The sequence below is a fragment of the Vagococcus humatus genome, from assembly GCF_003950325.1.
Lineage (GTDB): Bacteria > Bacillota > Bacilli > Lactobacillales > Vagococcaceae > Vagococcus_C > Vagococcus_C humatus.
Window position 1 is genome coordinate 541,977 of sequence record NZ_PXZH01000001.1, and the last position, 24,808, is coordinate 566,784.

The 24,808-nt window shown below is 37.2% G+C and carries 28 protein-coding genes and 1 other RNA gene; 3 read left to right on the forward strand and 26 right to left on the reverse strand.

All coding sequences use genetic code 11. The features are described from left to right. Nucleotides 1-5 precede the first annotated feature (5 nt). The 18 genes from C7P63_RS02565 to C7P63_RS10395 all read right to left on the reverse strand — a co-directional run bounded on the left by C7P63_RS02565 (nucleotide 6) and on the right by C7P63_RS10395 (nucleotide 17,414). Nucleotides 6-1,241: a chloride channel protein gene (locus C7P63_RS02565; protein ID WP_125942595.1), complete on the reverse strand. Its 1,236-nt coding sequence runs from the start codon at nucleotides 1,239-1,241 to the stop codon at nucleotides 6-8. Between the two features lie 169 nt (nucleotides 1,242-1,410). After that, nucleotides 1,411-2,022 (reverse strand): class I SAM-dependent methyltransferase, encoded by a 612-nt coding sequence (locus C7P63_RS02570; protein WP_125942596.1) that lies wholly within the window; start codon nucleotides 2,020-2,022, stop codon nucleotides 1,411-1,413. A gap of 70 nt (nucleotides 2,023-2,092) precedes the next feature. Further along, nucleotides 2,093-2,824 carry a carbonic anhydrase family protein gene (locus C7P63_RS02575; RefSeq protein ID WP_125942597.1) on the reverse strand — a complete coding sequence of 244 codons (732 nt, stop codon included), beginning with the start codon at nucleotides 2,822-2,824 and terminating at the stop codon, nucleotides 2,093-2,095. Nucleotides 2,825-2,850: 26 nt separating this feature from the next. Continuing rightward, entirely contained in the window at nucleotides 2,851-3,489 is a 639-nt protein-coding gene (gene pyrE / locus C7P63_RS02580) for an orotate phosphoribosyltransferase (RefSeq protein WP_125942598.1), read from the reverse strand. Next, the gene (gene pyrF / locus C7P63_RS02585; RefSeq protein WP_125942599.1) at nucleotides 3,489-4,211 is read right to left on the reverse strand and encodes an orotidine-5'-phosphate decarboxylase; all 723 of its coding nucleotides are present in this window, start codon (nucleotides 4,209-4,211) and stop codon (nucleotides 3,489-3,491) included. Before pyrF ends, pyrE begins: the two co-directional genes overlap by 1 nt. Further along, the gene (locus C7P63_RS02590; RefSeq protein WP_165863752.1) at nucleotides 4,204-5,133 is read right to left on the reverse strand and encodes a dihydroorotate dehydrogenase; all 930 of its coding nucleotides are present in this window, start codon (nucleotides 5,131-5,133) and stop codon (nucleotides 4,204-4,206) included. Before C7P63_RS02590 ends, pyrF begins: the two co-directional genes overlap by 8 nt. Next, the gene (locus tag C7P63_RS02595; protein ID WP_165863777.1) at nucleotides 5,133-5,906 is read right to left on the reverse strand and encodes a dihydroorotate dehydrogenase electron transfer subunit; all 774 of its coding nucleotides are present in this window, start codon (nucleotides 5,904-5,906) and stop codon (nucleotides 5,133-5,135) included. The genes C7P63_RS02590 and C7P63_RS02595 overlap by 1 nt, the downstream gene beginning before the upstream one ends. Before the next feature lie 37 nt (nucleotides 5,907-5,943). Then, nucleotides 5,944-9,123, reverse strand: a complete 3,180-nt coding sequence (gene carB / locus C7P63_RS02600) for a carbamoyl-phosphate synthase large subunit (protein ID WP_125942602.1) — start codon at nucleotides 9,121-9,123, stop codon at nucleotides 5,944-5,946. After that, a complete protein-coding gene (locus tag C7P63_RS02605) occupies nucleotides 9,123-10,202 on the reverse strand; it encodes a carbamoyl phosphate synthase small subunit (RefSeq protein ID WP_125942603.1) in 1,080 nt (359 codons plus the stop codon). Before C7P63_RS02605 ends, carB begins: the two co-directional genes overlap by 1 nt. Continuing rightward, the gene (locus tag C7P63_RS02610; protein ID WP_125942604.1) at nucleotides 10,202-11,494 is read right to left on the reverse strand and encodes a dihydroorotase; all 1,293 of its coding nucleotides are present in this window, start codon (nucleotides 11,492-11,494) and stop codon (nucleotides 10,202-10,204) included. The genes C7P63_RS02605 and C7P63_RS02610 overlap by 1 nt, the downstream gene beginning before the upstream one ends. A 2-nt stretch (nucleotides 11,495-11,496) precedes the next feature. Then, the gene (locus C7P63_RS02615; protein WP_125942605.1) at nucleotides 11,497-12,423 is read right to left on the reverse strand and encodes an aspartate carbamoyltransferase catalytic subunit; all 927 of its coding nucleotides are present in this window, start codon (nucleotides 12,421-12,423) and stop codon (nucleotides 11,497-11,499) included. Between the two features lie 28 nt (nucleotides 12,424-12,451). Continuing rightward, nucleotides 12,452-13,735 (reverse strand): uracil-xanthine permease family protein, encoded by a 1,284-nt coding sequence (locus tag C7P63_RS02620; protein ID WP_125942606.1) that lies wholly within the window; start codon nucleotides 13,733-13,735, stop codon nucleotides 12,452-12,454. Nucleotides 13,736-13,906: 171 nt separating this feature from the next. Next, complete coding sequence (gene pyrR, locus C7P63_RS02625; protein ID WP_279386785.1) at nucleotides 13,907-14,443, reverse strand: bifunctional pyr operon transcriptional regulator/uracil phosphoribosyltransferase PyrR; 537 nt, start codon at nucleotides 14,441-14,443, stop codon at nucleotides 13,907-13,909. Nucleotides 14,444-14,674: 231 nt separating this feature from the next. Further along, complete coding sequence (locus tag C7P63_RS02630) at nucleotides 14,675-15,580, reverse strand: RluA family pseudouridine synthase (RefSeq protein WP_125942608.1); 906 nt, start codon at nucleotides 15,578-15,580, stop codon at nucleotides 14,675-14,677. A 17-nt stretch (nucleotides 15,581-15,597) separates the two neighbouring features. Continuing rightward, the gene (lspA, locus tag C7P63_RS02635; protein WP_125942609.1) at nucleotides 15,598-16,044 is read right to left on the reverse strand and encodes a signal peptidase II; all 447 of its coding nucleotides are present in this window, start codon (nucleotides 16,042-16,044) and stop codon (nucleotides 15,598-15,600) included. Further along, nucleotides 16,041-16,766 (reverse strand): CBS domain-containing protein, encoded by a 726-nt coding sequence (locus tag C7P63_RS02640; RefSeq protein ID WP_125942610.1) that lies wholly within the window; start codon nucleotides 16,764-16,766, stop codon nucleotides 16,041-16,043. Before C7P63_RS02640 ends, lspA begins: the two co-directional genes overlap by 4 nt. Then, nucleotides 16,750-17,157, reverse strand: a complete 408-nt coding sequence (locus C7P63_RS02645; protein WP_125942611.1) for a hypothetical protein — start codon at nucleotides 17,155-17,157, stop codon at nucleotides 16,750-16,752. Before C7P63_RS02645 ends, C7P63_RS02640 begins: the two co-directional genes overlap by 17 nt. Before the next feature lie 122 nt (nucleotides 17,158-17,279). Next, the gene (locus C7P63_RS10395) at nucleotides 17,280-17,414 is read right to left on the reverse strand and encodes a hypothetical protein (protein WP_279386787.1); all 135 of its coding nucleotides are present in this window, start codon (nucleotides 17,412-17,414) and stop codon (nucleotides 17,280-17,282) included. Nucleotides 17,415-17,640: 226 nt separating this feature from the next. On the opposite strand from C7P63_RS10395, the gene C7P63_RS02650 reads away from it, so the two are divergent. Beyond that, nucleotides 17,641-17,853 (forward strand): cold shock domain-containing protein, encoded by a 213-nt coding sequence (locus C7P63_RS02650; RefSeq protein WP_125942612.1) that lies wholly within the window; start codon nucleotides 17,641-17,643, stop codon nucleotides 17,851-17,853. 31 nt (nucleotides 17,854-17,884) lie between these two features. Here C7P63_RS02650 and C7P63_RS02655 read toward each other — a convergent pair whose 3' ends face one another. Continuing rightward, nucleotides 17,885-18,352 (reverse strand): EbsA family protein, encoded by a 468-nt coding sequence (locus tag C7P63_RS02655; RefSeq protein ID WP_125942613.1) that lies wholly within the window; start codon nucleotides 18,350-18,352, stop codon nucleotides 17,885-17,887. A gap of 93 nt (nucleotides 18,353-18,445) precedes the next feature. On the opposite strand from C7P63_RS02655, the gene C7P63_RS02660 reads away from it, so the two are divergent. Beyond that, nucleotides 18,446-18,895 (forward strand): ribonuclease HI family protein, encoded by a 450-nt coding sequence (locus C7P63_RS02660; RefSeq protein WP_125942614.1) that lies wholly within the window; start codon nucleotides 18,446-18,448, stop codon nucleotides 18,893-18,895. Here C7P63_RS02660 and C7P63_RS02665 read toward each other — a convergent pair. The 7 genes from C7P63_RS02665 to C7P63_RS02695 form a co-directional block, all read right to left on the reverse strand. Further along, nucleotides 18,870-19,319, reverse strand: coding sequence for a threonine/serine exporter family protein (locus tag C7P63_RS02665; RefSeq protein ID WP_125942615.1), 450 nt, complete (start codon nucleotides 19,317-19,319; stop codon nucleotides 18,870-18,872). The genes C7P63_RS02660 and C7P63_RS02665 overlap by 26 nt on opposite strands. Before the next feature lie 14 nt (nucleotides 19,320-19,333). Further along, nucleotides 19,334-20,077, reverse strand: a complete 744-nt coding sequence (locus C7P63_RS02670) for a threonine/serine exporter family protein (RefSeq protein WP_125942616.1) — start codon at nucleotides 20,075-20,077, stop codon at nucleotides 19,334-19,336. Between the two features lie 32 nt (nucleotides 20,078-20,109). After that, entirely contained in the window at nucleotides 20,110-21,072 is a 963-nt protein-coding gene (gene hemH, locus C7P63_RS02675; protein ID WP_125942617.1) for a ferrochelatase, read from the reverse strand. A 322-nt stretch (nucleotides 21,073-21,394) separates the two neighbouring features. After that, complete coding sequence (locus C7P63_RS02680) at nucleotides 21,395-22,546, reverse strand: THUMP domain-containing class I SAM-dependent RNA methyltransferase (protein WP_424580131.1); 1,152 nt, start codon at nucleotides 22,544-22,546, stop codon at nucleotides 21,395-21,397. Between the two features lie 104 nt (nucleotides 22,547-22,650). Then, nucleotides 22,651-23,022, reverse strand: an RNA gene (gene rnpB, locus C7P63_RS02685) — RNase P RNA component class B. A 26-nt stretch (nucleotides 23,023-23,048) separates the two neighbouring features. Then, complete coding sequence (gene gpsB / locus C7P63_RS02690) at nucleotides 23,049-23,456, reverse strand: cell division regulator GpsB (RefSeq protein WP_125942619.1); 408 nt, start codon at nucleotides 23,454-23,456, stop codon at nucleotides 23,049-23,051. A 90-nt stretch (nucleotides 23,457-23,546) separates the two neighbouring features. Next, the gene (locus C7P63_RS02695) at nucleotides 23,547-24,092 is read right to left on the reverse strand and encodes an SLOG family protein (RefSeq protein WP_125942620.1); all 546 of its coding nucleotides are present in this window, start codon (nucleotides 24,090-24,092) and stop codon (nucleotides 23,547-23,549) included. Nucleotides 24,093-24,152: 60 nt separating this feature from the next. Between C7P63_RS02695 and recU the strand changes: the two genes are divergently transcribed. Next, nucleotides 24,153-24,776 (forward strand): Holliday junction resolvase RecU, encoded by a 624-nt coding sequence (gene recU, locus C7P63_RS02700; protein ID WP_125942621.1) that lies wholly within the window; start codon nucleotides 24,153-24,155, stop codon nucleotides 24,774-24,776. The last annotated feature ends 32 nt before the right edge of the window (nucleotides 24,777-24,808 follow it).

Sequence of the window (24,808 nt, forward strand, 5' to 3'; positions counted from 1 at the left end):
TTCAGCTATCTAAACCGCATTTTACCTAATTTTCTATTTTGTCCTCGGTAAATACAGGTATCTCCTGAAACCAAGTAACTAATTAAACAAACATACAACAACGGAATGGCAATTGGCGAACCAAATAGTTCAATTCCTAAGATAAAGCAAGTGATAGGCGTGTTAGTTGCCCCAGCAAATACCCCGATAAAACCTAACGTGGTAATTAAACTATGAGGTAAATGAAATAATTGACTAAGGGAACTTCCTAACGTGGCTCCGATTTCAAATAAAGGTGTCACTTCTCCTCCTTGTAAACCGCCGCCTAATGAAAATGTTGTAAAAATAAGTTTCATTAAAAAATCTAAAGGACGCTGGTCTCCTGAAAAAGCATCGCTAACTAAGGGTAAGCTAAGTCCTAAATAGCGAGTGGTTTGAAAAACAACCACAAATAAAAGAATAATAGAAGACCCTACAAAAGTTCTAAGTACAGGACGAGTAGGTATGAGTCTTTGGTACATGTGTTTGATCCAAACAATTCCTTGACTAAACAACCGGCTAACTAGACCAAATACCACTGCACATAACCCTACTTGAATAATTAACGTCCACGTAAATGAAGGAATAACTGGTACTGGATACACTGGCTTAGCTACTCCTAAAAACTGGGTGGTATGAGTCGCAACTAAAGCAGTCAAAAAACTTGGAATAAGAGCTTCTGTGCGAATTTTACCTAAAGCTAGTACATCCATTGAAAAGAATGTGCCTGCTAAAGGCGTGCCAAAAACTGAACTAAATCCTCCACTTATGCCGCAAATAATTAAAATTTCTTTTTCTTTATCTGTTAAAGTGATGACTCTTTTGGCTGTTTTACCAACTGCCGCCGCAACGGCTCCCCCCATTTGAACAGCTGTCCCTTCTCGGCCAACTGAACCTCCAAATAAGTGAGTCAAAATCGTGCCAAACAAAGACAAGGGAATCATCCGTAAATAAATGGCTTCGTTACTTCCGTTAGCACGCTCAATAATTAAATTATTGCCTTTAATACTATTAGCTCCGTAAACTTGATACAAATAAGTTAGGACAGCTCCACAAATTGGTAACCCCATAATCAACCAAATATGAGTCGTTCTAATATCCGTCACGAAAGTTAGGGCCTGTAAGAAAAATGCCGCTAACCCACCGATACCTAACCCAACTGCTAAACATAATATTCCCCACTTAATTAACGTTTTAACTTGCTGAAATGGTGAGGTACTCATGATGTACTCAATCTCCTTTCACAAAAAAACCACCTACTACTGATCATTGACTAATCAATAGTAGGTGGTGTAATCATGCTATTTACATAAACGGCAAGACAAACACCAACTTTGTCCTGTTTCCAATTTAATGCTAGCACAAAGCATTGGCTGTTTCAAGGTTTTTTCATTATTTTGTGAAAATAGTACAATAAACCAATTTAGGAAAAATAGTTTGGGTTTGAATGTGACTAAAGCCTAGCTGAGTAGCGTACTTTGTCAATGCTAAAGTATCTGGTTTATAAAAACGGTAGCCATTATACATCGGTAACGATAACCATTCTTTTGAAAAATAAACCACTAAAAAGCGGCCACCAGGTTGTAAAATCTGATACACCCGCTGTAAAAAAGCTTGGGGATCTTCTAAAAAATACAAGGTGTGACGAGTATAAATCGTTTGAAAAAAATCTTTAGGAAAACGCAGTTGATTTATATCCATTTTCTTTAAGAAAATATCTGGGGCAGATAACTTAGCGAGTCTTTTACTTGCTACTTGAAGCATATCCTCTGAATAATCTACTCCGTATAAAGGGACTGTCGGATATTTTTCCGCCACTTGTTTCAGTAAAACCCCATTACCAATCCCCAGTTCTAAAACTGGCTCTTCTCCTTTTATGCCTAAATGTTTAATTAAATACTGATAGGAAACCACACCGGTCTGATTCATAAATACAGCTAGCACTTGCCCTAGTTTGCCTGTTGGCTTTTGAAATTGTCTACCTAGTGCATGAAATATGTCCATCTCTTGCTCCCTCCTTTTCACTAAACTCACACTTCCTTTTTAAGCAGAAAAACTCCTAAATGTATCAACATTAGGAGTTAGTATGTTCCTCATCTTTGTCTTCGTAATACCAAACTTTACGGTCATTTAAAGGCTGAACTGGCCGGTGATTTTTAACAGGTAATTTTGATTTGAATAAATCCATAAAGGACTGATGAATTTCCTGAACTGCATCCATCACAAACCAATAGACAGGCCCTTGAGTTGGCGGAGTTGTAAGAGAACCTACATAATGATAATAATCCTGTTTCTTTGGTAAAAATAACCCAGGATTTATTTCACATGTATCTGTTTGTAAAAAGTGTGTTTCAATGTAGTCACGCATTTTTTCATTTTTCAGATAAAACTGTTGATCCGTAGAATTAAACAATAGGCCTAAAACAAGGAGTTGTCCCTGTTCATTTTTGTGCACAAAATGCCATTCTGCCTCACTACTAGTAATTTCCAAAATATGTTCACTTGGAAAATGCACATGAATATCTTGCAAGTAGTAAGCTTGACCTTTAAAAGTCACAAAACTTTTGCCAGTTAACTCTTGCGGCACTAAATGAAACGCATGCTGAGTTACCCTTTGATTAAATATTTGAGACACATAAGAAAAAACAAGTGGTTCTTGGTAGTCTAGCTCTACAGTTGGTACATTAGTTAAGTCAATCGGTGATTGTTGCGGAAACTGGGCTGCTTCGTGGAATTCTTCACATAAAGTATCCCAAAAATCTGGACCAATCTCTCCTTCATATCCCCAAATTACTTGATTGCTCATATAGACACAACCCCTTTACAGTTAGATTACGAATGACTAGGCCAACTTGTTGGATCTTCTTTCCATTCGTGTAATAATTTTACCGCATTTTCTTCAATGTAGCCACTATTAACTGCTGCAGTAATCAAGGTTGTGTAGTTTGTTAACGTATGTAAAGATAAACCTGCTTCTTTAAAGTTTTCAATGCCTTGGGGTAACTCATAAGTAAAAATAGCTGCCACTCCTAATACATTGGCACCTTCACGGCTAGCCGCTTGACACGCAGCTAACACACTGCCACCTGTTGAAATCAAATCTTCAATGACCACCATGTTTTGACCAGGAGTAATTCTTCCTTCGATTTGATTACCTTTTCCGTGATCTTTGGCTTTACTTCGAATGTACACCATTGGTAAATCTAAAATTTCTGCCACCCAAGCAGCATGGGGAATTCCAGCTGTGGCTGTTCCAGCAATCACTTCTACCTCTGGATAATTGGTTTTAATCAACTTAGCTAAGCCTTTTGCGATGTCTTTTCTTACTTTAGGATAGCTCATTGTCACTCGGTTATCACAATAAATAGGGCTTTTAATCCCACTTGCCCAAGTAAATGGCTCATGAGGGCTTAAACTCACCGCTTTAATGTCTAATAATTGATTGGCAATCATTTCACTAGTTTGTGTCATTATTTTATCTCTCCATTCCATTCTGCTAAAATTTCTTGATAGGCTTTGTAAGGATCAACAGCTTGGGTAATAGGACGACCTACCACAATAAAATCAGATCCTATTTGTTTAGCTTCCAAAGGAGTCATCACTCGTTTTTGATCTCCTAGCTCTCCTTTTTTAGGCCGAATCCCTGGGGTAACACATAAAAAGTCAGAAGACGTGCTAGCTTTAATAACTGATACTTCTTTTGCGGAACAAACGACACCGTCTAATCCACATTCTTGAGCTAACTTACCGTAATGTGCCACACTTTCTTCTAAAGAAGTAGTAATTAACTGCTCCTCTTGCATGCTTTGTTCTGAAGTAGAAGTTAGCTGGGTCACTGCTATTAGTAAAGGCGGTGTTTGGCCTAATGGTGTTCCTTTTTGTAAGCCTGCTACAGCTGCCTTCATCATCTCTTTACCTCCTGCTCCGTGCAGGTTAGTCATAGCTACACCTAAACGAGCCAAGCCTTCCATTGCTCGGCCAACTGTATTAGGTATATCATGTAATTTTAAATCGAGAAACACTTGGTGGCCTGCCTCAACTAAATACGTCACAATAGCCGGACCTGCTTGATAATAAAGTTCCATCCCGACTTTGACATTCAGTGAGTCATTTTTAGGGAACTTAGCTAAAAAAGTTTGAACCGTAACTAAATCAGGGAAATCTAAGGCAATGATTGGTTTTCTTTTATCCATGTAGGCGGCTCTCCTTTACCTCAGTTATTAATTGTTCTAAAGACTCAATCCCTAACTCATCCATTCGCTTAGGTAAGTCATGAATTAACTTAGGACAGATGTAAGGATCGGTAAAGTTGGCAGTTCCTACTGCTACTGCACTGGCTCCTGCCATAAACATCTCTAACACATCATCCACTGTATAAACTCCCCCCATACCAATAATCGGCAAGTTAACTGCTTGGGAAACTTGGTGGATTAACCGAATAGCTACTGGTTTAATCGCAGGGCCTGACAACCCACCTGTTTGATTAGCTAAAATAGGCTGTCTTGTTTTTAAATCAATCCGCATACCTAGTAACGTATTAATCATCGTCAACCCGTCAGCTCCCCCTGCCTCAATAGCTTTTGCGATGGGAACAATATCTGTCACATTCGGGGATAACTTAACATAAACTGGCACCTTAGCTACTTGTTTAACTGCTTTAGTTAACTCATAAGCCACTTCTGGATCTGTGCCAAAAGCTATCCCACCTGTTTTAACATTTGGGCAGGAAATATTTAACTCAATGGCATGGACATTAGGAGCATCTCCAATTTTTTCACAAACTGCCACATAATCTTCTGTCGTTGAACCTGCCACGTTAGCAATAATCGGCACATCATACTTTTCTAAGGCAGGAAGTTTTTCTTTAAGTACGACTTCTAAACCTGGATTTTGTAAACCAATAGCATTTAGCATGCCATTAGGTGTTTCGGCTACTCTCGGAACAGGATTACCAAATCTTGGTTCCAGTGTTGTAGCCTTAGCCATAATAGCTCCTAGTTGACTAATATCATAATACTCGGCATATTCTTCTCCAAACCCAAAACAACCACTAGCTGGGATAATGGGATTTTTTAAATTAAGACCTGGTAATTGAATAGCTAAACGATTAGTCATTATATCACTACCTCCCCAGTTTGGAACACAGGTCCGTCTTTACAAACTCGCTTACTTTTGGTTTTCGTTTCATCCTGTTGTAAGTGACAAACACAGGCATAGCAAGCTCCTGTTCCACAAGCCATTCTTTCTTCTAAAGACATATAAGCTCTAGGATGATCATGAAACTGTTGGTCTATCCGTCTTAACATACCACTTGCTCCGCAAGCATAGACTGCAGTTGGCTGAAAGTCTTTTGTCACTAGTTGGTCTAAAATAGTGCCTACATGCCCTTTTGTTCCGTAAGAACCGTCATCTGTTGAAATGCTAACTTCTCCTAAGGCTTTAAAAGCTTCTTCGTAAAAAATCACTTCTTTTGAAGCAAACCCTAACACATGGTGAACGTTAGCTCCTTTAGCTGTAATAGCTTTAGACAAGGCGTAAAGGGGAGGAACCCCAATCCCGCCTCCAACAATTAATACGTGATCCGCTGGGGTAATATCTGCTACTGGAAAACCATGACCTAAAGGACCCATCACATCTAATAAGTCTCCTGATTTTAATTCACTCATATCAAGAGTCCCCTGTCCTTCTACTCGGTAAATTAACGTACAGGTTTTCTCTTGGGGATTAATGTCAGCTAAACTAATGGGACGTCTTAGCAATAAATCTTGCCGTTTAACCCGAATATGTAAAAACTGTCCAGGTTCTTTCATTTCATTTACCAATTCTCCCTGTAACACCAATTCATAAATTTTAGGTGCTAATAACTTTTGACTGACGACAGTCATCATCTCTTGCTTTTTCAACTTCTTTAATCCCCTTTCCCTTTTAAAGTGATTCCATTAAAAATGATTGTGATTCCATTACTCGTAAAATTGCATCTGCAGTGTCTAATGAGGTAAATAAAGGCACCCCGTGTTCCACAGCTGTTCGTCTAATTTGGAAACCATCTGTGGCAGTTTCTTGACTTTTATCCATGGTATTAATCACTACATGGGCTTTTCCTAAACGAATAACATCTAACACACTTTCATCCTGTTCATTATCAATTTTTCCTACAAGACTCACAACTAATCCTTTCTCAGTGAAATAATTAGCAGTGCCTTCTGTGGCTAGTAAGCTATAGCCAATGTTTTGGAAACGTCTAGCAATTTCTAAGGCTTCTTCTTTTGTTTCATCTGATACGGTGATTAACACTGAGCCGTAATTAGGTAAGTGCATATGACTTGCTTCAAAAGCTTTATATAAGGCTTTTTCAAGGGAAGTATCTGTCCCCATTACTTCACCAGTTGACTTCATTTCAGGTCCTAAAGAAGTTTCTACTTTTTGTAATTTAGAGAAAGAAAACACAGGGGCTTTTACATGAACATAGCGACTCTCTGGATATAGTCCGTCTACATAGCCCATACTTTCTAAACTTTCCCCTAAAATAACCCGGGTAGCGATTTGTGCCATTGGTATGCCGGTTACCTTACTTAAAAATGGAACTGTTCGGCTAGCCCGAGGATTTACTTCAATGACATACACCTGCTCATTTTGAATGACAAATTGAATATTCATCATCCCTAAACAGTTAAGACCTGTTGCTAGGCGTTTAGTGTAAGATACAATTTTTTCTTTTACTTCAGCAGATAAAGTTTGAGGCGGATAGACAGCCATTGAGTCTCCTGAGTGAACTCCTGCTCGTTCAATGTGTTCCATTATGCCTGGAATAAGCACTTGTTTACCGTCACAAATGGCATCTACTTCACACTCTTGACCAACAATATACCGGTCGACTAATACTGGATGTTCCGGGGAAGCTTTAACTGCTTCTTTCATGTATCGTTCTAGGTCTACTTGGTTTTCAACGATCTCCATCGCCCGACCTCCTAATACATAACTTGGCCGAACTAATACTGGATAGCCAATTTTTTCTGCAATCAGAATGGCTTCCTGTTCACTCACTGCTGTATCTCCTAATGGTTGAGGAACGTCTAAGTCTTTTAAGGCTACTTCAAACAAATCTCGATTTTCAGCTCGGTCTAAGTCTTCGATAGACGTACCTAAAATCTTAACCCCATGTTTCGTTAAAGGCTCTGCTAAATTAATCGCTGTTTGACCACCAAATTGTACAATAACTCCTAGTGGTTGCTCTAAATCAATCACATTTAACACGTCTTCTAAGGTTAAAGGTTCAAAGTACAATTTATCTGAGATAGAAAAATCTGTGGAAACTGTTTCTGGGTTACTGTTCATGATAATCGCTTCGTAGCCTGCTTGTTGAATCGCTTTAACCGAATGAACTGTAGCATAATCAAACTCTACCCCTTGACCAATCCGGATAGGACCAGAACCTAAGACTAAAATAGATGGTTTCTCTGTCACTTGACTTTCATTTTCCTCTTCGTAAGTGCTATAAAAGTAAGGAGTAGTAGACTCAAACTCAGCTGCACAAGTATCTACCATTTTGTAGACTGGTAATAAATTAGCCTGCACTCGTTTTTGACGAATTGCTTCTTCTGACACTTCCCACAGTTCAGCGATTTTTTTATCAGTAAAGCCGTACTGTTTAGCTTTTAATAAGCTGTCCAATTGATGAGGGTTAGCTGCTAACTCTGTTTCTATTTCAATAATATGTAACAGCTTGTCTAGGAAGAAATCATCAATTTTGGTTAACACATGTAATTCTTCTAATTTATAGCCTCTACGAATCGCTTCTGCTAAGTAAAACAATCGGTCATCTTGGGCGTGAATGATTTTATCTTGTAAGGTTAACTCTTGACACTCTTTTAGTTCTTTTAATTCTAGGTGATGAGCTCCTATCTCTAGGGAACGCACCGCCTTCAGTAAAGACTCTTCTAAGGTACGGCCAATTGCCATGACTTCCCCAGTGGCTTTCATTTGAGTGCCTAATTTTCGCTCTCCTTTTTCAAATTTATCAAAAGGCCAACGAGGTATTTTAGACACAATATAGTCTAGTGTTGGTTCAAATTCTGCATAAGTCGTATTCGTAACTGGGTTCATCATCTCATCTAAAGTTAAGCCTACTGCAATTTTCGCCGCAATTTTTGCAATAGGAAAGCCAGTTGCTTTACTAGCTAAAGCAGATGAGCGACTCACTCTTGGGTTCACTTCAATCACATAGTAATCAAAGCTATCTGGATCAAGGGCTAACTGTACGTTACAGCCTCCTTCGATTTTAAGAGCTCGAATAATTTTTAAAGAGGCATCTCTTAGCAATTGGTGTTCGACATCAGACAAGGTTTGACTTGGGGCAAAGACAATCGAGTCCCCTGTGTGAATACCGACTGGGTCAAAGTTTTCCATGTTACAAACTACAATGGCATTATCTGCTGCATCTCGCATCACTTCATATTCTATTTCTTTAAAGCCAGCAATACTTTTTTCGATTAAACACTGAGATACTGGTGATAATTTCAGGCCATTTTCAGTAATTTCTCGTAAACTTTCTTCATTGTCACACATACCTCCCCCAGTTCCTCCTAAAGTAAAGGCAGGTCTTACAATAACTGGGTAGCCAATCGTTTCAGCAAAAGCCACTGCGTCTTCTACAGTATGAACAATATCACTTTCTGGAATTGGCTGATCTAGCTCTTCCATTAATTGTTTAAATAAATCTCTATCTTCTGCTTGATCAATCGCCGTTAGTTTAGTCCCTAATAATTCAATCTCTAATTCTTCTAATAAGCCTTCTTTAGCTAATTCCATAGCCATATTTAAACCTGTTTGCCCACCTAACGTCGGTAATAAAGCATCTGGTCGTTCTTTTCTTAAAATACGAGAAACAAATTCAAAGGTAATAGGTTCAATGTAGACTTTATCAGCGATTTCTTGATCCGTCATAATCGTAGCTGGATTAGAGTTCACTAAAACGACTTCATATCCTTCTTCTTTTAAAGCCAGACAAGCTTGGGTACCTGCATAATCAAACTCGGCGGCTTGTCCAATGATAATAGGACCAGAACCAATTACCATAATTTTTTGAATATCTGTTCGTTTTGTCATTAGTGTTGCTCCTTCCATGCATCAATCATTTCCATAAACTCATCAAACAAATGGACAGCATCATGAGGTCCTGGGGCTGCATCTGGGTGAAACTGAACAGTAAAGGCTGGAAATTGTTTATGTCTAACCCCTTCAATCGTTTGATCGTTAATTTCTCGGTGAGTAATCAGTAGTGGCGTATTCTCTAAAGAGGCCTCTTCCACTGCAAAACCGTGATTTTGCGAGGTAAAACTTACTCGTCCTGTAGCAATTTCTCGTACTGGGTGATTAGAACCACGGTGACCAAATGTCATTTTATACGTTTTCCCACCATTAGCAATGGAAAATAACTGATGGCCTAAACAAATGCCAAACAATGGTACTTTTCCTTGAATACCTTGAATTAACGCGGTCGCTCCCTTAACATCTTCTGGGTTACCTGGTCCATTACTTAACATGACTCCGTCTGGTGCTAATTGTAAAATTTCTTCTGCTGTAGTGTTATAAGGCATAACTGTGACGTTACATTCTCGTTTACTTAATTCTCTTAAAATACTATGTTTTAACCCAAAGTCTATCACTACAATGTTACGTCCCACTCCTGGACTTGGATAAGCTTTATTAGTGGATACTTGGGCTACTTGGGTGTTAGGTAAAATAGTCGCTTTTAATTGATCAAAGGCATGAGAAACATCTTGGGTATCATCAATGATCATTGCTTTCATCGACCCATGTTCTCTGATTTTACGAGTAAGCATGCGGGTATCGATACCTGAAATCCCTGGAATTCCTTTAGCTAATAAAAAATCAGGTAAAGATTGTTTACAGCGCCAATTAGATGGACGGCGGCAGACTTCTTTAACAATGACTCCTTTACACGTCGGTTCAATGGACTCCATATCATCGCGGTTAATGCCGTAATTACCGATTAACGGGTAAGTAAAAGTAATCATTTGACCGCAATAACTAGGATCTGTGATTGACTCTTGATAGCCAGTCATCCCTGTTGTAAAAACAATTTCTCCCGTAGTGGACACATCTGCCCCAAATCCTTCTCCTTTAAACATCGTGCCATCTTCTAGTAATAATAACTTGCCCATTACTTCTCCTCCTCTTGCCAAACAATTTGGCCATTTGCCACTGTATACCGTGATTTCCCTTGAACTTGCTTATTTAAGAAAGGGGTGTTGCTAGAAGCTGATACAAAATCTGCTGAGTCAATGTGATAACAGGTATCTAAATCCAGTAAGGTAACATCAGCTGAGCTACCTACTTTTATTTCCCCTGCTGCTAGTTGGAACACTTGGGCTGGTTTAATCGTTAACCAGTCTAACACTTCTTTCAATGTGAAAATCCCTGTTTGAACAAACTCTGTATATAACAGAGGAAAAGCTGTCTCGCTTCCCACAATACCAAAGGCTGCCTCCCTCATACTTTTTTCTTTTTCTTCTGCTGTATGAGGAGCGTGATCGGTGGCAATACAATCAATCGTGCCATCTTTTAAGCCGTTGATTAAGGCTTGTCGGTCTTCTTCTGCTCTTAACGGAGGGTTCATTTTATACTGGCCATTGTCTTCTGGAATATCTTGGTCAGTTAAAATCAAGTGATGAGGACACACCTCACAAGTTACATGAACTCCTGCTTCTTTAGCTTGTCTAATCAAAGCCACACTTTCTTTAGTTGACACATGACACACATGATAGTGACAACCTGTTGCCTCTGCTAATACTAAGTCTCTAGCAATCTGAGAAGACTCAGCTGCACTTAAAATGCCAGGTAAGCCTAGTTCTTTTGAACGTTTCCCCTCATGCATACAACCGCCAAACAGTAAGGATTCATCTTCAGTATGAGCCACAATTGGCAGCCCTAACTTTGCGGCTTCTTTCATAGCTAGATACATAGTGCCAGCACTTTGTACTCCTACACCGTCATTAGTAAAAGCAAAGACTCCTGCTTCTTTCAACCCTTTCATATCCACTAGTTCACTACTTTTTAACGCCTTAGTAATCGATCCATATTGTTTTGTCTGAATAACACTGTCTTTTTCAATCAGCTGCTGAATGTGTTGATAGTCTGCTACATTATCTGGTACAGGATTTAGGTTAGGCATTGCACAAACAGTCGTAAATCCACCTTTAGCTGCAGAACGACTACCAGAAGCAATAGTTTCTTTGTGAGTAAAGCCTGGTTCTCTAAAGTGCACATGTAAATCAACAAATCCTGGAGCAAGCAGGTTATTTTTTCCTTCAATTATTTGGGCCTTATCAGAAACTAGGGGAGATAAATCTGTGCCAATTCCTGCAACTTTCCCCTGTTTTACCCATAGTTCAGCTAGGTATAACTGACCTGTTTGATCCATTAACTGGATATCTTTTATATAAAGTTCTGTCATACTTACGCCTTCCCTTCTAAAATCGCTTCTAAAATCGCCATGCGCATATAAACTCCGTTATGCATTTGCTGCACAATTCGTGATTTAGGACACTCGACTAACGCATCGGCTAACTCCACATCTCTATTGACTGGTGCTGGGTGCATGATAATGGTTTGGGGTTTTAAATGAGCCGCTCGTTCATTGGTTAAACCGTACTGTTGGTGATAACTTTCTTTTGAAAAAGATGTCCCTCCGTCATGACGTTCATGTTGGACCCGTAACATCATCATGACATCCACCTCTTCAACTAACTCATCTAAAGGTAAGTAATGACCGTAAGCTTCAAATTTAGGATCATACCACTCTTTTGGCCCTGAAAAATAAACTTTCGCGCCTAAGCGTTTTAACATTTGCATATTACTTTTTGCCACCCGAGAGTGAGTGATATCTCCAATAATCGCGATTTTTAACTGGTCAAAATCGCCAAACTCTTCATAAATGGTTAACAAATCTAGTAAACATTGACTAGGATGTTGGCCACTACCATCTCCTCCATTAATAATGGAACACCTGATAGTGTTACTTTGAATTAATTGATGGTAATAATCTTCATCTGAATGTCTAATCACACAAGCATCAATGCCAATCGCTGACATGGTTAACACTGTATCATAAAGAGATTCCCCTTTATTGATGGAGCTTGTTTTAGTATCAAACTCAATCACATCAATCCCTAACTTCCGCTCAGCCACTTCAAAACTTTTATGAGTGCGGGTACTATTTTCAAAAAACAAATTAGCTACCATCATTGGTCTATGCCAAGGTTTAAATCGGTCGCCATGTTTAAATTGTTGCGCTCTTTGGATAAGTCCCAGTACTTCTTGATTGGATAAAGATTCAACAGTAAGTAAATGTTTTAAACTTACCCGTTCTTCTGTGATCATCATTCTTTTTTCCCCCTACTTCCTTTTGTCTTTAAGCTTGTTCACTTCTAGCCTGCTCAGGTAACACTAGATTTAAGATAATTCCAAAAAGAGTGGCTAGTGCCATACCAGATAGTTCAAACACCCCTACTTTAAACACTAATCCGCCAATTCCGATAACTAAAATCACTGAAGCAATAATCAAGTTCCGTTTTTTATCAAAATCAATCTGATTATCAATTAATATTTTTAAACCACTAGAGGCAATCACACCAAATAGTAAGAAACTAATGCCTGCAATAACTGGACTTGGAATACTTAGAATTAACGCACTGATTTTACCTACAAAACTTAGCACGATTGCTAGGACCGCGGCTCCGCTTAATACAAACACACTATGTACTCGGGTAATAGCTAGGACACCGATATTCTCACCATAACTGGTTACCGGAGGACCTCCTACAAAGCCAGCCACTAACTGAGCCAACCCGTCCCCTAAAATTGTTCGAGAAAGACCTGGATCTTCAAAAAAGTTTCGTTTAGTTAATTTGTTCAATACTGTAATGTGGCCAATATGTTCCGTCATGGTCACAAAAGCTATTGGAGCCATTGTGGTAATCGCACCGATATATAATTTAGGTGAATAGTTGATAAATGGCACTTGAAAGTCTGGCTTAGCTAGCCAAGCTGCTTGTTTAATCGGTTCTGTATCCACAATGCCAAAAGCTAAGGCAATTAAGTAACCTGAAACAATTCCTAATAAAATGGGAATAAGTCCTGGGAAACCTGTTAGAAACATGTTGAAGATAATGGTTAAACATAAGGTTAATAAAGCAACTGCTATAAACTTAGGACTGTAATCTCCGTTTCCATCAAACATAGCATTGTTAGCTGCGTTAGCTGCTAGTCCTAAACCAATCACCATAACTACCGGTCCTACAACAATCGGTGGTAGTAGTCGGTTAATCCAGTCAGAACCGCTTTTTTTAATAATGAGAGAAACAATCACATAAACTAAACCAGTGGTCATAGCACCTTGTGCAACTGCTGGGTAGCCGTGAGTTTTCATTAACATTTGCATAGCTGGGATAAAAGCAAAGCTACTACCTAAGTAGGCAGGAATCTTAGCTCCTGTTGTAAAAATATAAACTAAAGTACCAAGGCCTGAACTCATCAAGGCAATACTTGGATTAATACCAACTAAAATCGGAACCAACACTGTCGCCCCGAACATAGTGAATAAGTGCTGTAAACTTAAACCAAACCATTCTAAAGGTTTTGGTTTATCCTGAATATCTAAAACAACATCTGGGTTTCTAAATGTTTCTTTTTCCATTAACGTCTCTCCTTTACCTTAACAAAAAAACGCTGATTTCTTCTTTTTGAGAAACCAGCGTTTTTTATTGAATAAGGTTATTCAATAGTTATAGTTCTCCCTGTTGAGTTAGGGAGGGCTACTTTTCTCAGTCTCTCTGTACTAAATTAAAAAGCATTATGTATTATTTAGCTATTTTTGAATGGAAATTCTATCCTGTCCATCAATTTCTTCCATTTGCACCACGACTTTTTCTTTAGTTGAAGTTGGCAAGTTTTTCCCTACATAGTCAGCGCGAATAGGTAACTCTCTGTGTCCTCTATCCACTAAAACAGCTAAGGAAATTTTTTGCGGGCGACCAAAGTCCATTAAAGCATCTAGCGCTGCCCGAATAGTGCGGCCGGTATAAAGAACGTCATCTATTAAAACAACATGTTTGCCTTCAATCGAAACCGGCATACTTGAAGCAGTCAAATCAGCTGTGGCTTCCATGTCTTTCCCTTTATCATCTCGGTACAAAGTAATATCTAAACTGCCTACAGGTAACGACACATCTTCTAATTGTTTCATTCGATCCGCAATACGTTCTGCAATATAAATCCCTCGTGTTTTAATTCCAACTAAAACAATGTCTTCTACCCCTTTATTGCGCTCAATAATTTCATAAGTAATGCGTGTTAAAGCACGTTTCATGGCTAAAGCGTCTACTACTTCTTTTTCTTTCATCATTTTCTGCTCCTTTCCCTTTAATGTCTCCGTCAATTCTGGATAGAAAAAAACTCCTACCCGTCTTGACAGGTAGGAGGAATGAGTTTGACTTCATCAATATACACCCTTAGAACCTAGACTTCATCTATGGTTCACCGAGTATCATTCCTTACTAGCCTCACGGGACCAATCTTAAAGGACATCTATTTATTTGTTATCTATAGCTTAACTGATAAGGCAAACAAAAGCAAGTTATTTTTCCAAACTAGCTAATGTTTCTTGGAAATTTTCTGGTAATGGAGCAGAAAATTCCATATACTCTCCTGTGGTTGGATGAGTAAAGCCTAACACTTGGGCATGTAAAAACTGACCTGTTCCAGGTAAGGTTTTTCTAGGACCATAGACTGGATCTCCTGCTAAAGGATAGCCAATATATTTCATATGTACCCGAATTTGGTGAGTACGACCTGTTTCTAACTGGCATTCCACTAAAGTAAATGACTTAAACCTTTCTAACACAGTAAAGTGAGTGACAGCTGGTTTACCAAATTCATCCACTGCTTGTGATTGACGGTTCACTTTAGAACGAGCAATTGGAGCATTAATACTGCCTTTATCATGAGGAATAACTCCGTGAACTAAAGCAATGTATTTACGGGTAGTGGTTTTATCTTTTAACTGTTTAGCTAAAGAGAGATGGGCTTCATCACGTTTAGCCACCATCAATAATCCAGAAGTATCTTTATCAATTCTATGGACAATCCCTGGTCTTACTACATCATTAATCGTAGATAAATCCTTAACATGATAAAGTAAGGCGTTGACTAACGTTCCTTGGCTGTGTCCAGCAGAAGGATGAACCACCATGCCTTGAGGTTTATTTACTACTAGTAGATCTTGATCTTCGTAAACAATCTCTAATGGAATATTCTCCGGCACTAACTCTAAAGCTGTTGCCACAGGTATTTGAATGACAATTTCATCTTGAGGTTGCACTTTATAATTCGATTTAACCACTTGACCATTTACTTCAACCACTTGTTTTTTTAACCAGTGTTGGACTTTAGAGCGTGAATACTCTGGCCATAGCTGAACAATCACTTTGTCAATTCGTCCCGTTTCTTCTGTAATCACTGCTTTTAATTGTTTATCTTCCATCTATTTTCCTTTTCTTTCTAATGACTTTCTTCCATAATTAAATAAATAAATACACAAACTACTCCAATCGTTAAAGCAATATCTGCAACGTTAAAAATTGGAAAGCGAATAAATTGTAATTCAAACATATCCACCACGTAACCTTGACGTAATCGGTCAATAAAATTACCTACTGCACCGGCTAACATTAAAGTCAGGCCTATGGTAAAAAAATTGTACTGGTGTTTCATTTGATACAAATAATACAAAATCCCGATGATCACCACAATCGTTACGATGGTAAAAAACCACATTTTGCCTTCTAAAATACTCCAAGCAGCTCCCTCATTGCGGATATGAGTTAAAGCAAGAAAGGAATTGTCAGAAAACAACGTTTCTCCTAAAGCTAAATGAGTGACAATCCAATATTTAACCCACTGATCTAAGGCAACCAATCCAACTGCTATTAATAAGAAAATAATCATTGAATAAAAGCTCTCCAATCTTTATAATACCCTAGCATAATATCTTTTGGTCGAATGATCCCAATCAAATTGCCATCAGGGTGACCATCTTTAGTAATAAACACTGTCTCAACAGTTGGTTTTTCCATAAAAATATGTGCCACTTGATAAATATAGGTGTCACTAGAAACAAACTGATAGTTATGTCGTCGTCTATCGGTTTTCAGTACGTCCTCTGCTGTTTTGTTTGCTAAATCAATAACTAATTGATTGGCTTGACATTGACTAGCCATCCACAAACCTAAGCCATGTGCCGTAATTAACCCTAAAAATTTTCCTCTATCGTAAATAGGAAACTGAGAGTAACGTTTAGAATTAACGATTCTTAAAATATCTGTTAACGAAGTCGTTTTCTCGAATCCAGTCACATATTTTTTAAACACAGGAATGACCCGTTCAGGTTCAAGTAGCTGGGTTTCAATTTCTTTTAATCGGTTAATGACCCATTCATTTGGTTCGGCAATTACAAAATCTGTCGCAATCCGGTCATGAACAATAGCGTTTCTTAACTGAGCAATTTGAAGCAAATCATTTTCATAAACATGAACTTGTAAATGACTTTGCCTAGCCAAACGTCTAGTCATTTCACTAAATCCCATATTATTAGGATTTTGCAGTTGACTTTGCATCCATTTATCAATTCGGTTAAAGCAGGCTAAAAAATCCTCAGCGTTCTTCCCCACTAGCTAACTCCTCGATTGTATAGAATTTACGAGACATGACTCCTACAAACGCAATATAAGCTAATAAAATAACTACACCTAAGACCCAAGATTTAAAGAGTAAAGGAAAAATAAAAATAAATGTAAAGAAAGTCACATACATTCTCAAAATATTAGGATTCACCTTCACTGTGTATTCTTTGCCATCATCTTCTTTTGAAAATGTATGGTCTTCACTTTTCAAAAAACCTAATTGAGCAGATAATGTCATTGATTCTTCTTTTACTTCTAGTTCTTTGTGTTCATTATGAGCTAAAGTTGTATATTCTTGCCCATTTTTTATCAGTTTTAGTAATTTATCATTTCCTAAAAAACTGGTCTTTCTTTTTAGTCCGATTTTCATTTCAATCACCTTTTCTTATCTCTTAATAAAATGTAAAAATTCAACACGTACCTATAATAACAAGAAATACCTAAAAAAGCCAAATAGAATTCAAAAAACTTCCATCTACTTGGCAAAATAACTAGGGGCATTTATTTAACTGTTTTATGTTTAGGCAATACCCCATACACATGTTTAACTATCTTAATCGGAAGACAGATACACATCTTTCCTATAAAATAACCAATTTGATAAACAAAGGTAGAAATAGCACGCATCTCTGTCACTCCTTATTCCCTTACTTCCTTATAAATTTCAGTATAACTAACCTCTCTTAATTAATACATTATTTTGATTTAATTTTGCGAAATTTTTATATTTTGTTAACATTATAGAAAATTTTAGTCAGTTAGACCTATTTTTTTTTAATAAATATAAGTGGATTCATTGCTTTTTAGCCAGATAATTCATATAATACAACTGATAGGTCAGTAAACAATGGAGGAATGTCAAATGATTCAAGGTGTCGTTAAATGGTTTGATGCAAAAAAAGGCTACGGTTTTATCACTTATGGTCAAGATGAAGATGTCTTTGTTCATTTTACAGGAATTATAGGAGAAGGCTTCAAAACTCTTCAGACCAATGATTCTGTTACATTTGACATTATGGAAGGTCCTAGAGGCCCTCAAGCAACCAACGTGGAAACAATCACAACTAGTAAATAAAAAAACAGGTTGGCAATTTGCCAACCTGTTTTTAAATATCTTGATCAACAGAAGGAGTTATTTGACCAGTAAAAGCTTTTATTTCTATTAACTGGTGTAAAAACTCTTTCTTTGTTTTAAGTCTCATTAATAAACTAAGACAATCAAGAGAATCATTTGTAGAAAACTTCAAAGTTAGTCCATACTTTCCAATGGAAACTTGCTGAATATCAGCCAGCTGAATCACCTGATTATTTTGCTTCAAACTAGTGTTTATTTCTACCGTTGTCTCAGTTAAAACAACATGACGCTTTCGTCCTAGATAAACAAAAAAAAGAAAAACGCCAAACAAACAAATGGTTACTAGATTAAGATGTGTTTCTTCTAATAATGCAATCAAGCTTAAAAAGAAAATGCCAAAGGTCAAAGACCAATAAATCACACTAGTCGCCAGTTCTGGCTGACAAGGGTACTTTACTTTAGCTAACTGTTTAGGGTATCTATCTGTTTTTGTCTTCATACCTTACCTCAACTCTACTGTTCTATTCCATGTTCTCCATACTATCACATTTAGATTCTAAACAAAATAAAGACATGTTAGGAAGTGTTACTTATGTTAAATGTTTATACTGACGGAGCTTCTGCTGGTAATCCAGGTCCAAGCGGCCTCGGTCTTTTAATTACAGGAGAAAATATCCACCAGCAAATTAATCTGCCACTACCAGATATGGATAATCACGAAGCGGAATGGGTGGCTATTTGCTACGCTCTTCATTATCTTATTAAAAATAATGACACAAATCAAACCATTATCCTACATTCTGATAGTAAAACAGCCATGCAAATAATCCAACAAAATCAGACAAAAAAGCCAAAGTTTAAACCTTATTTAAACTTTATTCAAGCTCATACTGATTTTTTCCCTTTAATTTTATTTCAATGGATTCCTGAAAAACAAAATAAAGGGGCAGATAGTCTAGCTAAACAAGGACTACAACAAGCGAAAAATTGTTCTAATCAAGAAAAATTAGCTAAATCTATAGCTTTTTTGCACGAAGCCTAAAATAAAACCGGTGGCAGGCATCATATAAAATAAGACCTGCCGCAATGGCTACTGCAATACCTCCAGCCCGAATCATAAAATACATACCTTTTAAATAAGATCCCATCACTAAATGATAAGTCATATAATAGGTCGCTGCTCCAGGAACTAAAGGCACAATCCCTGGAATATTAAATAAAGTAGCTGGACATTTTTTATGCCGAGCATAATACATACTAATTGCTTCAATAAAAAAAGCGGCTAATAAGTTACTAAAATAAACCCCAAGCCCTAACTTCGTGCTGACAAAATAAACCACCCAACCTACCATACCGCTAACCCCTGCGTAAGGAGCCAGTTTAATGGGAACTAATAGTAAGATAGAAAAACCAGCAGAAGAGATGAAACCTAAGAAACTTTGTTCTAACAATTTTAATAAAATCATCTTTTTTCTCCCTTCTACAGTGCCAACCGAAAGGCTACTGCAATCCCAATAGCCAACATCGCCGCAATAATAATAACTTCCACCCCTCTTGAAATACCAGACAGCAAATGTCCTTGCTGCAGATCTCGAATAGAGTTAGTTAAAGCTAAACCTGGGACATAAGGCATGATGCTCCCAATAATCATATGATCGGTGGTATGGCCAATCCCGATTTTAGCAAAAAATAAAGTCAAAAGCCCAATACAAAAAGCGGCAATAAATTCATCAAAATATTTTAATCGTAAAAACCGCTGGCTAAGTAAATAAACACTATAACCAACGCCTCCGATAAAACAGGTAACAAAAAAATCTGACCAAGCTCCACCTAAAACAATCATTAAACTGCCACTGACTACTGCGGCTATCAAAATTTTCAGCCAAGTAGATAGCGTCATCTTATGTTGATTCACTTCTTTAACTTTTTTTAAAAGTTGCCCTAAGTTAATTTTTCCTTCTGTGTATTCTCTTGAATAAGTATTAACTAATTGAACAACGGATAAATTAGTGGTTCTATCTGTTACTCTTTTCATTTTGACGTGTTCTGTTTCTTCTAAACCAATCATAACAATGGTAGGAGTAACAAAACTAACACCTACAGACCCAGTTTCTCCTGCAATCCGGTTCATAGTGTCCTCCACTCGGTACATCTCTGCTCCATTTTCTAGCATCACTTGACCGACTACAGCACATGTTTCTAATAATAAAGAGGTGTTTTCCATTTGACTCCTCCCTTTCTATTTGTTTACTTAACTTATTTGCCTCGTTTATTTTCTATAATAGCCGCTAAACACTCAATAAAGTCAGGGTCTCCGTTGACTGGGTGAATATAATGAAACTCTTCTCCCCCTGCTTCTTTAAAATAATGGTAATTTTCTTCCTCAATTTCTTCTAGCGTTTCCACACAATCAGAAACAAATCCTGGTGTGACTATTAAAACCTTTTTGACACCTTCACTAGGTAACTCTTTTAACCGTGTCTCTAAAGAAGGGGTTAACCACTCTGCCTGACCAAACTTCGACTGATAAACTAGTTGATGGTTAACTGTCGTTTCACAGTAAGACATAATCTTAGCGGTTGTTTTTTCACATTGCTCTTGGTAAGGATCGCCTTTAGTCACATAACTAACTGGAATACCGTGATAAGAAAACAGCAATAAATCTGGTTGATAAACCTTTAGACTGTCTGTAATATATTTAGCTATTAACTGACAATAGCTAGCATCTTCTGCAAAATCTTTGATTAAATGAAGAGTTGGGATATCTTCCTGAGATAAATAAAACCGAAAAACTTCATCAAAAATAGCAGCAGTCGTCGTTGTAGAATACTGGGGATATAACGGTAAAATAGTCACATCTGTTATCTTTTGTTTGTGAAAAGCTAATAATGCTTCTTTTATTTCTGGCTGACTATAAGCCATGCCAAATAAAACCTGTTCATTGGGAAATTTTTTAGCTAGTAATCTAGCCTGCTCTTGGGTATAAATTAACAGAGGGGATCCCTCTTTTCGCCAAATTTTTTGATACAAAGCAGCCGACTTTTTTGGTCTTGTCTGTAAAATAATCCCATGTAAAATAGGCAGCCATTGATATCTAGGAAGGTCAATCACTCGTTTATCGCCTAAAAATCGTTTTAAATAAGCTTTCACCGCTTTAGGTTCTGGTTGTTCAGGTGTTCCAATATTGGCTAATAAAATCCCTCTTTTTTCTTGTTCCATCTAAAAAGCCTCTTTCTCTCTATAACTAGCTTGTTTCAACTTATAAACAAGGACGTTTAGACAAGAAAAAGACTATCTTATTGATAAATAACACATCTTTCAAACAAGTAGCATCTGTCACACAATCTACATGACATTCAATTAAAGCCTTGCCTAGAACTAATCTATACATATCCTTGATAGGTTAATAACTTTTCCAACTAAAGTATAACATTTAATCCCCTACTGTCTAGAATAATTAGTGAAAAAACTTGGTGATTTTGCTTGTTCATACAGATAAAAAAGCACCAACGTTTCTAAACGTTGGTGCTAACTAATCTAATTAAGCTTCAGTTTTTGGTTGACGAGGTGGACGTTTACCCCAATATTGGAATAAATCTGTCCGAATAGCCCCGTTATATAATTTGCGTTTTTTAGTAGCACGTTGACAGTAAAAGTTTTCAAACTCTAAATCACTGGTTAAAATATATTTACTCCATGTATCTAATGGACGGTAAACATCTCCCATTTCTTTATACAGTTCTCTAACACTTTGTTCTTCCCCTAAACGTTCTCCGTAAGGTGGGTTAGCTACGATAACCCCGTACTCTTTAGTCGTCGTAAAATCTTTCAGCTGCATTTGTTTAAAGGTAATGGAGTCCCCTAAACCAATTTCTTCCGCATTCTTTTTAGCAATTTCAATCATGCGACCATCAATATCTGTTCCCATAATATCTAATTCAATATCATAATCTGCTTGTTCATCTGCTTCTGTTCGAACTTTATCAAACACACTAGTATCCACATTAGTCCAAGATTCACATAAAAAATCTCGGTTAAAACCAGGGGCAATATTATGACCAATTAAAGCTGCTTCAATACAAATAGTACCAGAACCACATACTGGATCATAAAAAGGACGGTCTTTACGCCAATTAGTCAACATCACTAAAGCTGCAGCCATGTTTTCTTTTAAAGGAGCCCCACCTTTATCAATTCGGTATCCTCGTTTAAATAAACTAGGACCAGTTGTGTCTAAAGTGATCGTCACTTTATCTTTTAATAAGGCTACTTCTAAAGGATAAAGAGCCCCTGTTTCTGGTAAACGGCCATACCGGTGATACACATCACTTAGTCGGTTAACAATGGCTTTTTTAGTAATGGCTTGACAATCTGACACACTAAATAAAGTGGATTTAATTGATTTGCCTGATACAGGAAATTCAGCGTCCATTGGTAAAAAGTCTTCCCAAGGAATCGCCTTAGTTTTTTCAAACAATTCTTCAAAGGTGGTCGCTTTAAATTCGCCTACCACAATTTTAATGCGGTCAGCGGTTCTTAACCAAAGACTAGCCTTAGCAATAGTTTCCATATCGCCATAAAAAATAGCCCGACCATTTTCTACTTCACACTCAATACCTAAATCTCTTAATTCTCGGCCAACTAGCGCTTCAATTCCACTAGCTGCTGTTGCTATTAATTTGTATTGTTTCATTTTCATCAATCCTTTAAAGGGAATTTTTTCTTAATTTTTTGTAAAAGTCGTAAAAAAAGCCTTCCATCATTTACAAACGGAAGGTAATAACCTGTTGTGTAGTTTTCTATAAGCCATGTTCTGTATTGATATTTTCCAGGGACAAAATATCAACGGTAATTATCTGTCTACAGATTAATTTCTGCCTCTTTTCTTCGTTCAATTCCGAGAAAAAAGTGCCCCTACCATTGTTTGGGTTGCTCGCTCGAGGGGTTTACCCGTTCCACTGGTTTTATTTCTAAAACCACTTCGTCACTGTGGCACTTTCAAGAATACTCAAGCTTAGCCAAAAGACCTTAGCTTTTTTTTCTGCCGTAACTCTAATAAGAGTCCCTTAACTTATGATTTCATTAAGCACGAACACTACAAGCATCGCAGCTTGTGCGAGCATGGACTTTCCTCAGCCTAGATGAGCTAGGCCGCAATTACCCGAAAACTACACTGACTATCTTATTATACACGATTAAAACAGTTTTGTCTTATCTAATTCATCATCTGTTCCATTCACTGAAAAAGAACGATCTGCAGAAGATGAATTGGATTGAGTCATATTTCCATTAATCTTACTGCCAAAAACATGTTTTTCTAAATTAGACAAACGTTTTAAAATATCAAAATTTGTGACAGCAGTATTTTTTGGTTGTTCTTGTTTAACACGAGACAAGGTAGCTTGACTTTTAGCTAATTGATCCACCTTGCTAATTAAACGACGATTTTCTTCTTTTAATGCTAAAATTTCACGGTTATAAGTTTCATAATCTTTAATCACACCATCTAAAAATTTATCCACTTCTACTTGATCGTAACCACGTAGTTTAGATGGAAATTCTTTTTGTAAAATATCTTTTGCTGTATAGTTAAAGTTTGACATGTAGACACCTCTTATTTTCATCTGCCCATACACATATTCTGATAATCATTCTTTATTTTAGCCGAAACTCTTAGGAAAAGCAAACAGGTTTTACAAATTTTCAAGATAATTATTTAAGTCATCCATGGTTAACAGTTCTAAAAAATAAGGCGCCTGCTCTTGCCACTTTTTAACACTGGTTAAAAAATAACCGGTCTTTCCAGGATAAGCTTCATCATAAACTAACAAAGCTCCGTCAGTATGGGTTAAAAGAAATTGGGTGTGACTTTTAAATTGTCCTGGGTTTTGATAAGGATGATGGCTCGTAGCGTCTACATAATCGGCCATTTCTTTCATTGCTAGTAATTTTAATTGATTGTTTTCCTTCCATTGTTCTCCAAATGTTTCAAAAGGGAAAATAACTGAGACTTTTAGTGAAGGATACTCCTCTTTTAGCTCTAGAACTGTTTCGAAACTCCAAAATTCAATCCCTAAATTTCCTCCAATAATGACCCACTCTAGCCCTTGTTCTAAGTATTCTATTAATTTATTTCTTAAGATAGCTTTAATTATCTTAATTTTTTTATCATTGTCTTGAAAAATTCCTAGTTCAAAGTTACGATAACCAGAGACAAAAAGACGTTTTGGTATTTGCATTTATTCTCTTTCCATTCCTTTTTAATTTTTGTTATAATCAGTCTTATGGGAGTGTGAAATATGAAATTTAACTATCCTAACGGAAAACCCTCTACTACTTATCATGGAGGTAAATCGGCTAAAAAGCAAGCCACTTCTAATCAACGTTTAGCTAGCTTTTCTAACCGAGGGATGACTTTTGAGCATGCCTTAAATTTAAGCAACGACTACTATTTAAAAAAAGGAGTAGCAGTTGTTCATAAAAAACCGACACCGATTCAAATTGTCCAAGTTGACTACCCAAAACGCAGTGCTGCAGTGATTAAAGAAGCTTATTTTAGGGAAGCTTCCACCACTGACTACAACGGCGTTTATAGAGGGCACTACTTGGATTTTGAAGCAAAAGAAACTAAAAATAAAACCTCGTTTCCACTAAAGAATTTTCATGAGCATCAAATTGTTCACATGAAAAATTGTTTAGCACAAAGGGGGCTTGTTTTTGTGCTATTGTGGTTTGCTAGTCTTCATCGTTGTTTTTTTCTAGATGCCAAACATCTTTGTCATTATTGGGACTGCCAAGCGGATACTCGCAAATCTATTCCATTAAAAGAATTAGAAGAAATAGGACTAGAAGTTTCCGTCGGCTATGCCCCTCGTATTCATTATTTATCAGCAATTGATTCATATTATTTTAAAGGAGAGTAATCAATGATCAATAGACAAACTAAAGGAGAAAC

Bases quoted from the DNA above. Each gene is read 5' to 3' on its own strand.
- C7P63_RS02565 (WP_125942595.1), bottom strand. From the start codon at position 1,241: ATGAGTACCTCACCATTTCAGCAAGTTAAAACGTTAATTAAGTGGGGA.
- C7P63_RS02570 (WP_125942596.1), bottom strand. From the start codon at position 2,022: ATGGACATATTTCATGCACTAGGTAGACAATTTCAAAAGCCAACAGGC.
- C7P63_RS02575 (WP_125942597.1), bottom strand. From the start codon at position 2,824: ATGAGCAATCAAGTAATTTGGGGATATGAAGGAGAGATTGGTCCAGAT.
- pyrE (WP_125942598.1), bottom strand. From the start codon at position 3,489: ATGACACAAACTAGTGAAATGATTGCCAATCAATTATTAGACATTAAA.
- pyrF (WP_125942599.1), bottom strand. From the start codon at position 4,211: ATGGATAAAAGAAAACCAATCATTGCCTTAGATTTCCCTGATTTAGTT.
- C7P63_RS02590 (WP_165863752.1), bottom strand. From the start codon at position 5,133: ATGACTAATCGTTTAGCTATTCAATTACCAGGTCTTAATTTAAAAAAT.
- C7P63_RS02595 (WP_165863777.1), bottom strand. From the start codon at position 5,906: ATGATGACTGTCGTCAGTCAAAAGTTATTAGCACCTAAAATTTATGAA.
- carB (WP_125942602.1), bottom strand. From the start codon at position 9,123: ATGACAAAACGAACAGATATTCAAAAAATTATGGTAATTGGTTCTGGT.
- C7P63_RS02605 (WP_125942603.1), bottom strand. From the start codon at position 10,202: ATGGGCAAGTTATTATTACTAGAAGATGGCACGATGTTTAAAGGAGAA.
- C7P63_RS02610 (WP_125942604.1), bottom strand. From the start codon at position 11,494: ATGACAGAACTTTATATAAAAGATATCCAGTTAATGGATCAAACAGGT.
- C7P63_RS02615 (WP_125942605.1), bottom strand. From the start codon at position 12,423: ATGATGATCACAGAAGAACGGGTAAGTTTAAAACATTTACTTACTGTT.
- C7P63_RS02620 (WP_125942606.1), bottom strand. From the start codon at position 13,735: ATGGAAAAAGAAACATTTAGAAACCCAGATGTTGTTTTAGATATTCAG.
- pyrR (WP_279386785.1), bottom strand. From the start codon at position 14,443: ATGATGAAAGAAAAAGAAGTAGTAGACGCTTTAGCCATGAAACGTGCT.
- C7P63_RS02630 (WP_125942608.1), bottom strand. From the start codon at position 15,580: ATGGAAGATAAACAATTAAAAGCAGTGATTACAGAAGAAACGGGACGA.
- lspA (WP_125942609.1), bottom strand. From the start codon at position 16,044: ATGATTATTTTCTTATTAATAGCAGTTGGATTGGTTGCCTTAGATCAG.
- C7P63_RS02650 (WP_125942612.1), top strand. From the start codon at position 17,641: ATGATTCAAGGTGTCGTTAAATGGTTTGATGCAAAAAAAGGCTACGGT.
- C7P63_RS02655 (WP_125942613.1), bottom strand. From the start codon at position 18,352: ATGAAGACAAAAACAGATAGATACCCTAAACAGTTAGCTAAAGTAAAG.
- C7P63_RS02660 (WP_125942614.1), top strand. From the start codon at position 18,446: ATGTTAAATGTTTATACTGACGGAGCTTCTGCTGGTAATCCAGGTCCA.
- C7P63_RS02665 (WP_125942615.1), bottom strand. From the start codon at position 19,319: ATGATTTTATTAAAATTGTTAGAACAAAGTTTCTTAGGTTTCATCTCT.
- C7P63_RS02670 (WP_125942616.1), bottom strand. From the start codon at position 20,077: ATGGAAAACACCTCTTTATTATTAGAAACATGTGCTGTAGTCGGTCAA.
- hemH (WP_125942617.1), bottom strand. From the start codon at position 21,072: ATGGAACAAGAAAAAAGAGGGATTTTATTAGCCAATATTGGAACACCT.
- C7P63_RS02680 (WP_424580131.1), bottom strand. From the start codon at position 22,546: ATGAAACAATACAAATTAATAGCAACAGCAGCTAGTGGAATTGAAGCG.
- gpsB (WP_125942619.1), bottom strand. From the start codon at position 23,456: ATGTCAAACTTTAACTATACAGCAAAAGATATTTTACAAAAAGAATTT.
- C7P63_RS02695 (WP_125942620.1), bottom strand. From the start codon at position 24,092: ATGCAAATACCAAAACGTCTTTTTGTCTCTGGTTATCGTAACTTTGAA.
- recU (WP_125942621.1), top strand. From the start codon at position 24,153: ATGAAATTTAACTATCCTAACGGAAAACCCTCTACTACTTATCATGGA.